The organism is Gelidibacter sp. (assembly GCF_035577925.1).
Lineage (GTDB): Bacteria > Bacteroidota > Bacteroidia > Flavobacteriales > Flavobacteriaceae > Gelidibacter.
Window position 1 is genome coordinate 1 of sequence record NZ_DATJCY010000333.1, and the last position, 11,729, is coordinate 11,729.

The window sequence follows — 11,729 nt, forward strand, 5'->3', positions numbered from 1 at the left end:
CCTTGCAGGTCAGTTTTAGAAACCTTGCAGGTCAGTTTTAGAAACCTTGCAGGTCAGTTTTAGAAACCTTGCAGGTCACCAAAAACTCAAAAAGTTCTATATCCTGAGGTTTTCCATTCAAAGTCATAAATTCATTTTTTAATGTTTTTTTCCATCTAAAACCCGATTTTAAAGCGACGTTCACACTCGATGCATTGGTTTTGAGAGTAAGAATTTCAAGTGATTTTAAACCTAAAGTTTCAATGGCATAAATAGTAGTTTGTTTTATGGCTTCGGTCATCATGCCTTTTCCTTTGAAGCGTTTGCCAATGCAATATGCAAATTCGCCTTTCATGATTTTCCAATCCAAATTTTTTAAGACAATCATTCCAATAATATCTCTGCTGAGCTGATCGTTGATGACAAATACAAAGGTTTTCTTTTTTTTTGCAGCTTTGATTTGTCGTGAAATATAGTTTTTTGTGCCTTCCAAAGTTGAGTTTTCTTCTAATGTTGTCGGAAGGTGATCAATAAAACGCTCGGTATTGCAAACCAATAGTTTGTTGAGCTGCAGGGCATCTTTTTGCTGTAATAACGAAATAGTAAAATGCTCTGAATTATAGATCATGAGGTACTAATTTGTTTTGATTTTTAAGTAAAGTCACGGTTTCGGTAGATGCTGCAGTGACCGATAATGGCAAAACTAAAATGATTCCGATAATGGGAATCAATAAAAACAGCATAAACACAATTCCGTTTCCAATGGCTATACCACGGTGTTGTTTTACAAATTTAATACTTTCATGATATTTAAAATGACGTTCTAAAGTATAATCCATATTCCCGAAGCCAGCATAATAAGCTTGCACTAAAAATAATAATATTGAAGCGCCAATACCAATAACCGGAATAAAACTTAGTAATAGGATGGGAATTGTTAATGCGATTTCCATCAATAAATTTCTTACGTTAATGCGGATCCCTCGCCATAATTGCTCAGTAAATGAGGTTTTCCGATGATGATCTTTTGGGGCACCTGATAGGTGGTTTTCGATTTTTTCTGAAACCGGACTCATAAAAGGTGCTGACAATGCCATAACAATATGCTTGTAAAGTATAAATCCTAAAACAAGTATGATAATGCCGCTTAAAATTTCACTGATTAAGAAAAAGGTGTCTTTTCCCCATTGCCAAATCCAAAGTTTTGAAGTGTAGTATGCAAAATTATCTGCAAAGGTGTAAGCCGCTAAAATAATGGATGATGCTGTTAAAAAGCTGATGAGCATCGGCACGCCAAAATACTTCCAAAGTCCGAGTTTGGAAATCAATTTGAATGTTCCAGCGTAGGCTTTGATGCCTTTGAGAATATTTTTAATCATCCTATCCCTAACCCTTTCCTAAAGAAAGGGATTTAATTGTGACGTATTTGAGTTTCTTTAATACGATCTTTAAGGTTAATAATAGGCTCAGGGTCTTGGGTTAAGCTAAAGGCTTTAAACAATTCCACGACAATTCCTTCCCTTTGTGAAGGTTAGGATGGGATTTCATATTCCTTTACCGCATCAATAAATGCTTTGGCATTATCCAACGGAATATTAGGTAAAATCCCATGGCCTAAATTTACGATATATCTGTCCTTACCGAATTCATTGATCATTTGAGTTACCATTTTCTTGATTTCGGCAGGTGGTGAAAATAGTCTAGAAGGATCAAAATTACCTTGCAAGGTGATTTTACCTCCGGTTAGATAACGAGCATTTTGTGGAGAACAAGTCCAGTCAATACCAAGTGCCGAAGCATTTGATCTTGCCATATCGCCCAATGCAAACCAACAGCCTTTTCCAAAGGCAATAACCGGCGCATGATCTTTTAATGCTTCAATGATTTGGTTGATATATTGCCATGAAAACTCGGTGTAATCGGTTGGAGACAACATGCCTCCCCAAGAGTCAAAAATTTGGACGGCATCACATCCTGCAGCAACTTTTGCCTGCAAATAGGCAATGGTTGTATCAGTGATTTTTTGTAATAATTGATGCGCTGCTATCGGATTCGTAAAGCAAAATTGTTTGGCTTTGTCAAAGTTTTTGCTGCCTTGCCCTTGAACGCAATAGCATAAAATGGTCCAAGGTGATCCGGCAAAACCAATCAATGGTACCTCGTTATTTAATAACTCTTTGGTTGCTTTAATGGCTTGCATCACATAATCCAATTCAACCGTTACATCTGGTACAATCACATTGTCCACATCTTTTTGGGTGCGCACCGGATTGGGAAGATAAGGTCCAAAATCAGGTTTCATTTCTACTTCAATATTCATGGCTTGTGGAACCACTAGAATATCACTAAATAAAATCGCGGCATCCATACCGTAACGACGTATAGGTTGTACGGTGATTTCACTGGCCAATTCCGGCATTCTGCAACGTGTAAAAAAGTCGTATTTTTTTCTTATCTCCATAAATTCCGGGAGATATCGCCCAGCTTGACGCATCATCCAAACCGGTGGTCTCGTAACAGTTTCTCCTTTTAAGGCTCTTAAGTATAAATCGTTTTTTATCATGTTTTGAAGTCCTGTTTGGCAGGAAATTATTTGTTTTGAATTTATCTCTTTGTTGAAATTATATGTTTTTTATACAATCTGTCTTGTTCAGCCTTGAATACCTGATTCTTTTCATGATGCGTAATGTTCATTGACCAAATCAATCACACTTTCTACCGTTGGTATTTTGGCGATTCTCACATCTTCAAAATATTTTTCAGCTTCAGTTGCCGTAGTTTCGCCAATGCAATAGGCTATTTTTCCTTCGGCGGTATTGTTTATCATATAGCTTTCAACGGTTGAAGGGCTATAAAACATAATGCCTTCAACATTTGGATCGATTTTTTTAGAATCAAGAATGGTTTTGTAAGCTTCTACTTCGTTAACTTTAATGTGGTTTTTTTCTAAAGTGGAGGAAAGCTCATCCAAGCGGATATCACTACAAAAATGGGTCACTTCAGTACCATCAATATAGTCAACTAAATAGGCAGCGAGGTCTTTGGCATAATTTTCAGAATGTTTGACCTTTCCGATCTTTTTTTCTATTAGACGTTTGGTTCGGCGTCCAACGCAGTAGATGTTTTTAAATTGCAATTCTTCTTTAGGAACACTTGATACTATCGATTCGACCGCGTTTTGACTGGTAATTATGACGTTGTCAATCTTCGATTTTAAGATAGGTTTGGAGATTCTATTAAAGCTGATTTTCAAAAAGTCCGTGCTGTCTGCCTGAACATTTTTAAAACGCAAATATTGTTCCTTGCTCAAATTTCTTGTCGAAAATACCTGTGCTTTTTTATCAACATGATTCAATTCGTTCATTAAAAGTTGACCGCCACGTTCTAAAATATAATCGGCTGCATATTGTGCAATTTGATGATGATTGCCCAGCTTTTCTTTACGGGTGACTTCAATTTTTTTACTGCCGTCCAAGTTTAATAAAATCCCTTGAAATGAGACTTCTTCATTTTTAACAAACGCTAAAGCACCAATTGGAGCCGAGCAGCCGCCTTCAAGAAGATTCAAAAACTTACGTTCAATAGTGGTGCATATTTCGGTTTCCTCATGATTTATTTCACGACAGATGTTAAGCATATCTTCATCGTCCGCACGTGCTGTAACCATGATGGCGCCTTGTCCTGGAGCGGGAACCATCCAATCGAGGTTGATGGCGTTTTCTGGTCGTAAGCCAATTCTGCCAATTCCTGCTGCGGCAAATATGGCGGCATTCCAATCATTTTCTTCAAGTTTTTGAAGTCGTGTATTGACATTGCCACGCAGTCCAACAACGGTATGGGTTGGGTAACGGTTAAGCCATTGTGATTTTCGCCTTAAACTTCCTGTGGCAATAACTGCTTTTTTTTGCGATAAAAACTCTTCGTTATTTTTAAAAACAAGGGTGTCTCTAACGTTACCACGTTTTATAACGGCTGCTTGAACGATGCCTTCTGGCAAGATTGTAGGCACATCTTTTAAGGAATGTACGGCAATATCAATTTCGTTATTGAGCATGGCTTCATCCAATATTCGGGTAAAAACACCAACAATGCCAAGTTGATAAATAGGTTTGTCGAGACGCATATCGCCAGTCGATTTTACAGGAACCAATTGGGTTTTATGTCCCAAATGTTCAAGTTGTTGTTGTACGGTTTTGGCTTGCCATAGCGCTAATTCGCTATCGCGCGTTCCGATTCTAATAAGTTTAGACATGTGATGGAGATTCTAATTGAAACACTCTTCGGATGAGTTCAATGCTATCATCGGTTGACATGTTATCATTTTTAAGATGATATGCAAAGTGGTTCGTTATTTTTTGGATGATGTTATTGCTGATCAATTCGGCTTGTGCCTCGTTAAAATCCGCGCATTTTTTACGTTGGGTTTCCAATTCTGCATTTTTTAAATCGAGCAATTTATGCTTTAATGCGTTAATGGTTGGTGCAAATTTTCGAGTTTCCAGCCAGCTGTTAAAATCCAGTTTTACTTCTTCTAAAATTTGCTCCGCCAAAGGTATAAATTCTTTTCTGCGTTCTAACGTATCATCTGTAGTTTGTGCTAAATCATCCAAATGTGCCAAGGTGACATTTGGTAAATCTATAACGTTTGGGTTCACGTTTCTTGGGATCGATAAATCCAAAATCAATAGTGGTTTTTCGGATGGAATCAAATCCTTGGTTACCGTTGGTTTCAGGGCACCGGTTGCGACAATCAAGATATCCGAGTTGTTGATTTCTTCTTGAAGATTGGCATAATCTTTAACCAGAAGATTAAATTTACCGGCTATTGATTCGGCTTTTGTTTTGGTACGGTTAATTAAAGTAATATGCTCGTTTTTGGTGTGTTTTACTAAGTTTTCACAGGTGTTTCTTCCTATCTTACCAAGACCAAACAACAAAATGTTTTTTTCTGAAACGTTTTCAATCGCATTTAAAATATATTGAACCGAAGCAAAAGACACAGAAGTAGCTCCCGACGAAATCTCGGTTTCGGTTTTAATGCGTTTACTGGCCTGAATGACCGCGTTCAATAAACGTTCGGTATAAGTGTTTAATAATCCTAACTTTTTTGAAGCTCTAGCGCTTGTTTTTAGTTGACCGATAATCTCAAAATCGCCCAAAATCTGGCTGTCAAGACCCGACCCTACTCTAAAGATGTGAGCAACGGCATCATGGTTTTTTAAGATGTATGCAACATGCTGAAACTCTTCAATAGTACCTTGAACGTTATCGCAAAGTAGTTTGATAAGTTGATAAGGGTGCTCGGCAAAACCGTAGAGTTCCGTTCTATTGCAAGTGGAGGTTACAATAAGGCTTTCTATACCTATTTCTTTGGCCTGTTTTAAAATATTGAGCTTAGAAATATCATCCAAACTAAAACGACCTCTGATGTTGGCATCGGCCTTTTTGTAACTCAATCCAATGGCATAAAAATAAGTTGCTTTTGACATATTGTAGAAATCCGTAAGGTTTTAGGAAGTTGAAATAGCAAAAGTATAAAGGCAGGATGAATATTAAACAACGCTTAAAGGACTATTAGTATCGTTAGGTGTTTTTAAGTGTTTTATGCTGTTATAAAATAATAAATGTTATACTTTTGCAGTATTAGCAATGCTTTTTACAGTTATTGTTTAGAACGAATCTAAATAAAAGATATAGAATTTAAAGATAATGGAATTAGAAAATGTCGCTAAAGGTTCTTTTCAAGAGACCCAAATCGATCCCAATTTTTTGATCTTAATCTATCAAAATGATAGTGCGTCTACCACCATTGTAGAGCGGGAAATTGACAGTAGTTTTATTCAGTTTCACTTTTGTTTGAAGGGTGGCGGGAAGTTTATTTTTAATAAGGGGCGCTATGCTTTGGATATTTTGGAAGAGAATTCCTTGCTGCTTTATAACCCACAGCAAAATTTGCCAATCCACTTAGAAATGCAGCCCAATGCAACATTGGTTTCAATTTTAATTTCCATTAAAAAGTTGCATGCTTTATTTTCTCAGGAGGCCGATTATATTACCTTTCTGAGTGGTGAAAACAAGGATAAAAAATATTATCAAGACAGTAAGATATCGCCATCAATAGCCATTGTTTTGACTCAATTACTGAATTATAACTTAAATGCCTCTATCAAAAATCTTTATTTCAAAGGAAAAGCCTATGAATTATTGAGTTTATATCTGAACCGAAATGAGGATGCCGATATTGAACAATGTCCATTTTTGGTAGACGAATCTAATGTGATCAAAATCAGGAATGCCAAGGATATCGTGATTGCCAGAATGACCGACCCACCAACGTTGCAAGAACTTTCGGAAGAGATTGGACTGAACCTAAAAAAACTTAAGGAGGGTTTTAAACAGATTTATGGCGATTCGGTATTCAGTTTTTTATTTGATTATAAAATGGAAGTCGCACGTAAACTATTAGAATCTGGTGATCATAATGTCAATGAAGTGGGCGCAAAAGTAGGATATAGCTCATCGAGCCATTTTATTTCGGCCTTTAAAAAGAAATATGGCACAACGCCAAAAAAATATATTCAATCTGTGGGCTAGATGTACAAAATTGAAAACATGGATTCAAAAATTTAAAATTAAATAGTAGGATTCTCGTTCCCAAAATCTATTGGGATCAGAATTTCTAAATTAATTGAAGTTTAATAAAAAAATAGATTCCTGCCTAGTGGGAATAAGATATGAAAAAAGGAGTATTACTTGTCAATTTAGGTTCGCCCGAAAGCCCTGAACCAAAAGATCTTAAGCCATATTTAAGTGAATTTTTAATGGATGAACGGGTTATTGACGTTCCGCTATGGGCACGAACCATTATCGTAAAAGGAATTATTTTAAATACGCGTCCTAAAGCATCTGCCGAAGCGTACAAAAAAATATGGTGGCCCGAAGGTTCGCCGTTAATTGTCATTTCAGAACGGCTTCAACAAAAAATACAAAAAAATACGCCACTACCAGTTGCTTTGGCCATGCGATATGGAAGTATGACTATTAAAAAAGGTCTTCAGGAGTTGGTGGATAAAGGTGTAGAGGAGGTGTTTTTGATGCCCTTATATCCACAATTTGCCATGGCAACGACAGAAACTATTTTGGTTTTGGCGGAAGAAATAAGAAAAGAACACTTCCCCAATCTTAAAATATCAGATTTGAAAGCTTTTTATAATCGCGAAGATTATATTGATGTGCTTTCCAATTCTATTGAAAAACATTTGAAGGACAATCCTTTTGAGCATTTGTTGTTTTCTTATCATGGTGTTCCAGAGCGTCATATCCGCAAACGCGACATTACAAAATCGCATTGCAAAATTGATAAAAGCTGTTGTGTAACAGCGTCTCCTGCACACGAGTTTTGCTACCGTCACCAATGTTTGGAAGTGACGCGGTTGGTGGCTGAAAAGCTCAATTTGAAAGAAGGCACCTATTCTACATCATTCCAATCACGATTAGGATTTGATCCATGGTTAAAACCTGCCACAGATTTGACCATTGAGCGTCTGGGAAAACAAGGTATAAAAAACATGGCGGTTGTGACGCCGGCATTTGTAAGTGACTGTTTAGAAACTTTAGAAGAGATTGCCATGGAAGGCCAGGATATTTTTCATGAAATGGGCGGGCAAAAATTTTCTACTGTACCTTGTTTAAATGATGATGAGCCTTTTGTAAACTTACTGTCCAAGTGGATTAATGAGTGGAATAATGCGCCATCTAACGCTTAGGTAATGACAAAAACTTTTTCCCAAGAATTAGGAACACAACGCATTAGTAAACTTCTTATAAAGCAAGCGGTTCCTGCTTCAATTGGAATATTGGTGATGTCGCTTAATGTTTTGGTCGATACTATTTTTGTAGGAAACTGGATTGGTTCAACAGCTATTGCCGCAATCAATGTGGTGCTACCGGTCTCTTTTTTTATTGCTGCTTTGGGTATGGCAATTGGTATTGGTGGGTCGTCCATTATTTCGAGGGCATTGGGTGCTAATGATCATGTCAAGGCACTAAATACCTTTGGCAACCAGATTACTTTAACTTTAGTGGTGACACTCTCTATGGTTGCTGTAGGATTGCTTTTTGTCGATTCTATTATCGATTCTTTTGGAGGAAAAGGTGCCATTTTTGAGCCTGCAAAAATATATTATAAAATTGTGCTTTATGGCATTCCGCTTTTGGCACTTTGTATGATGTCCAATACCGTCATCCGTGCCGAAGGCAAACCCAAATTTGCCATGTATGCCATGATGATCCCATCGGTAAGCAACTTGATAATGGATTATATTTTTATTAATCTTTTGGATTTTGGAATGGCCGGAGCGGCTTGGGCTACAACATTATCTTATGTGCTTTGTCTAGGATTCATTATTTGGTTTTTTGCTTCCAATATATCGGAGCTAAAGATTAATCTTGCACATTTAGGTCTTAATTTTTCGATAGTAAAAGAAATTAGTTCTTTAGGTTTTGTTACTCTAGCACGACAAGCGGTTGTAAGTATCACTTACCTTTTTATGAATAATATTTTGTTTGACCTTGGTGGTGAAACCTCCGTAACTTCTTATGCCATTGCCGGTAGAATGTTGATGTTTGCTATGTTTCCGGTGCTTGGTGTTACACAAGGTTTTTTGCCAATTGCAGGTTTCAATTATGGTGCAGGCAATTATCAACGCGTTAGGGAAACACTTAATATCGCTATAAAATATGCTGCTGTTTTAGCCACTTTGGTGTTTATTGCATTGATGATTTTTCCAGAAACCATCATTCGTGTTTTTACAACCGATGCCGATGTTATTCAACAGGCTCCAAATAATATGCGTTGGGTATTTGCCGCAACACCTATTATTGCTTGGCAACTTATAGGTGCCGCTTATTTTCAGGCCATAGGAAAAGCGAGACCAGCATTATTATTGACTTTGACCCGGCAAGGTTTCTTTTTTATTCCGCTGATTTTGATATTGCCAAAGTTTTTTGGTGAATTTGGTGTGTGGATTTCTTTTCCCATTTCCGATGTTTTAGCAACTGTCGTTACTGCCTACTTTTTGAATCGGGAAGTTAAAAAACATTTAATTCCTAAAAATATTTAATTGATTAGTTATGGATTATTATAATTACATAAAATCTTTCCACCTTATTTTTGTGATTACTTGGTTTGCAGGCTTATTTTACATTCCACGATTGTTTGTGTATCAGATAGAAGCGTTTCATAAACCTTCGCCAGAAAAGGATATTTTAGGTAAACAACTGAAAATCATGGCTAATAGATTATGGACCATTATTACTTGGCCTTCGGCAATATTGGCGGTTTTATTTGCCATTTGGCTACTCGTTTTACAACCCGAATGGTTGCAACAAGGTTGGATGCATGTTAAATTAGTTTTTGTGGGATTATTAATTTTTTATCATCTAAAAACCCATCAATATTATAAACAATTGCAGCGTGATGAAGTGAGAAAAACTTCAAATTTTATGAGGTTATGGAATGAAGGTGCCACTTTTATTTTATTTTCTGTGGTTTTTTTAGTGATTCTTAAAAATTCGATCAACTGGGTTTTTGGTGTGATTGGACTTTTGATTCTTGGTGTATTATTGATGTTAGGCTTTAAAATTTACAAGAACATTCGTCAAAAATCGTCCGATGACTAAGATGTTGTTCGTTTTATGATTGCTATTCTAAAAATTGACTGAAAAGTTTTTTTGGTGCGATAATTGCTATCTTTAGCCAACTATATTTCCTTAAATGAAACTCAGACGATTTTCCTTACGCGTTCGTATTTTTCTATCGATGATTTTGCTCGTACTCATCGCCTCGGTTTTAATTGCAGCGGTTACCATTTACCAGTATAATCAAGAAGCCCAAGCCTATCATCGCGATCGGTTGGAGCGCAAGGAAGAGAACATCAAACGTCATATCGATTTTGTAATTCGTGGTACAACTTGGGAAGTCATTACCGAAAAGGTCCGATTGATCTTAAAGGATAAGGATGAGATTTATAAAATTGCAGATATCCATCAAAGTCAGATCGATGTTTATGATCTGGAAGGTGGTTTGATCATATCATCAAAATCAAGTATTGAAGGTGATGCAACTACTGAGTGTTTATCTGCCAATATTTTGAATGCTTTATCCAATACTGCCGAACATCGTTTTGTTGAAAAAACCATTTTTAACCATCAAACTTACCAATCGTCCTACACTTATATTAATGATCATAAGTTTAAGCCTATTGCGATTTTAAAATTGCCTTATCTCGAAAATGATGAGTTTTTAAATAAAGAATTGAATGAGTTTTTAGAGCGTTTGGGCTATGCTTATTTCTTTATGTTGATATTGGCCATTATGCTGGCTTATTTCTTGTCAAAATACATTACAAAATCATTAAATACCATTAGCGAAAAAATAAAAGCAACGCGTTTGGAAAAACGCAACAAACGGATTGAAATAGAATCTTCAAGTGAAGAAATTGCCACCTTGGTAAGGTCTTATAATAGCATGATTGACGAGCTGGAGGAAAGCGCCGTGAAGTTGGCAACTTCCGAACGCGAGCAAGCCTGGCGTGAAATGGCAAAACAAGTGGCTCACGAAATTAAAAACCCTTTGACGCCAATGCGATTAAGTGTTCAAAGTTTTCAAAGAAAATTTGATCATGCCGATCCTGATGTGTATCAAAAACTTGACGAGTACAGTAAAACACTCATTCAGCAGATTGACACGATGAGTTCTATAGCTTCTGCATTTTCGAATTTTGCAAAAATGCCGGCACAGCAAAACGAAACGCTTAATGTAGTTGAGATTGTGAAGTTAGCACTTGATATTTTTAGCGAAGATTATATTGTTTTTGTAGCTGATGAAAAGGAAATCATTTCCAAACTGGACCGTACACAATTAATTAGGGTCGTGACCAATTTGGTTAAAAATGCCACACAAGCTATTGTTGACCGGAAAGATCCAAAAGTGGTGGTCAGCGTTATGTCTGAGCAAGATATGGTGAAAATAACCGTTTCCGATAATGGAAAAGGGATTTCAGAAGAGAATATTCCGAGAATTTTCGAACCCAAGTTTACCACCAAATCCAGCGGTATGGGTTTAGGTTTGGCAATGGTCAAAAATATTGTGGAAACTTACAGCGGAACAATTACCTTTACCTCACAGAAGGGAAGAGGGACCATTTTTACGGTTATTTTTCCAAAAGAATAATCGCAAAACCTAGAAAATTATTAACCAGAATTCTCGTCTTTTTTAATACGGACGGAATTTGTAAAATAGAGTTATTATGTCTTACGAAAACATTTTATCCCAATCCAATAACGGGATTACAACGATCACGATTAATCGACCAACCAAGTTAAATGCTTTGAATAAAGCGACCATTAATGAACTTAATCAAGCGTTAAAAGTTGCTAATAAGGATAAAAACACCAAAGTGATCATCGTTACCGGAAGTGGTGAAAAAGCATTTGTAGCGGGTGCAGATATTAGTGAGTTTGCAGATTTTGATGTTGAGGAAGGATCAAAGTTAGCGGCCAAAGGCCAAGAGCTGTTGTTTGATTATATTGAAAATTTAGCAACACCGGTCATTGCGGCGGTTAATGGATTTGCACTTGGCGGCGGATTGGAATTGGCCATGGCCTGTCATTTCAGGATTGCCAGCGATAATGCCAAAATGGGATTGCCAGAAACTTCCTTAGGAGTTATTCCTGGTTATGGCGGTACG

At 36.8% G+C, this 11,729-nt stretch carries 11 protein-coding genes; 6 read left to right on the top strand and 5 right to left on the bottom strand.

Annotated features, from left to right (window positions below; genetic code table 11):
- Positions 1-37 precede the first annotated feature (37 nt).
- From VNJ50_RS12890 to hemA, 5 genes are all read right to left on the bottom strand, one after another.
- Positions 38-607 (bottom strand): GNAT family N-acetyltransferase, encoded by a 570-nt coding sequence (locus tag VNJ50_RS12890; protein WP_325582559.1) that lies wholly within the window; start codon positions 605-607, stop codon positions 38-40.
- Positions 597-1,358, bottom strand: coding sequence for an EI24 domain-containing protein (locus tag VNJ50_RS12895; protein ID WP_325582561.1), 762 nt, complete (start codon positions 1,356-1,358; stop codon positions 597-599). Before VNJ50_RS12895 ends, VNJ50_RS12890 begins: the two co-directional genes overlap by 11 nt.
- Positions 1,359-1,510: 152 nt before the next feature.
- A complete protein-coding gene (hemE, locus tag VNJ50_RS12900; RefSeq protein ID WP_325582563.1) occupies positions 1,511-2,542 on the bottom strand; it encodes a uroporphyrinogen decarboxylase in 1,032 nt (343 codons plus the stop codon).
- 111 nt (positions 2,543-2,653) lie between these two features.
- Positions 2,654-4,231 (bottom strand): hydroxymethylbilane synthase, encoded by a 1,578-nt coding sequence (gene hemC, locus VNJ50_RS12905; protein WP_325582565.1) that lies wholly within the window; start codon positions 4,229-4,231, stop codon positions 2,654-2,656.
- Positions 4,224-5,468, bottom strand: coding sequence for a glutamyl-tRNA reductase (hemA, locus tag VNJ50_RS12910; protein ID WP_325582567.1), 1,245 nt, complete (start codon positions 5,466-5,468; stop codon positions 4,224-4,226). The genes hemC and hemA overlap by 8 nt, the downstream gene beginning before the upstream one ends.
- Positions 5,469-5,688: 220 nt before the next feature.
- On the opposite strand from hemA, the gene VNJ50_RS12915 reads away from it, so the two are divergent.
- From VNJ50_RS12915 to VNJ50_RS12940, 6 genes are all read left to right on the top strand, one after another.
- Complete coding sequence (locus tag VNJ50_RS12915; protein ID WP_325582568.1) at positions 5,689-6,573, top strand: AraC family transcriptional regulator; 885 nt, start codon at positions 5,689-5,691, stop codon at positions 6,571-6,573.
- A 140-nt stretch (positions 6,574-6,713) separates the two neighbouring features.
- Positions 6,714-7,745, top strand: coding sequence for a ferrochelatase (gene hemH, locus VNJ50_RS12920; protein WP_325582569.1), 1,032 nt, complete (start codon positions 6,714-6,716; stop codon positions 7,743-7,745).
- A gap of 3 nt (positions 7,746-7,748) precedes the next feature.
- Positions 7,749-9,101, top strand: a complete 1,353-nt coding sequence (locus VNJ50_RS12925) for an MATE family efflux transporter (RefSeq protein ID WP_325582571.1) — start codon at positions 7,749-7,751, stop codon at positions 9,099-9,101.
- 10 nt (positions 9,102-9,111) lie between these two features.
- A complete protein-coding gene (locus VNJ50_RS12930) occupies positions 9,112-9,660 on the top strand; it encodes a CopD family protein (protein WP_325582573.1) in 549 nt (182 codons plus the stop codon).
- A gap of 94 nt (positions 9,661-9,754) precedes the next feature.
- The gene (locus VNJ50_RS12935) at positions 9,755-11,212 is read left to right on the top strand and encodes a sensor histidine kinase (protein ID WP_325582575.1); all 1,458 of its coding nucleotides are present in this window, start codon (positions 9,755-9,757) and stop codon (positions 11,210-11,212) included.
- A 76-nt stretch (positions 11,213-11,288) separates the two neighbouring features.
- A partial coding sequence (locus VNJ50_RS12940) for an enoyl-CoA hydratase/isomerase family protein (RefSeq protein ID WP_325582577.1) occupies positions 11,289-11,729 on the top strand: 441 nt, incomplete at its 3' end.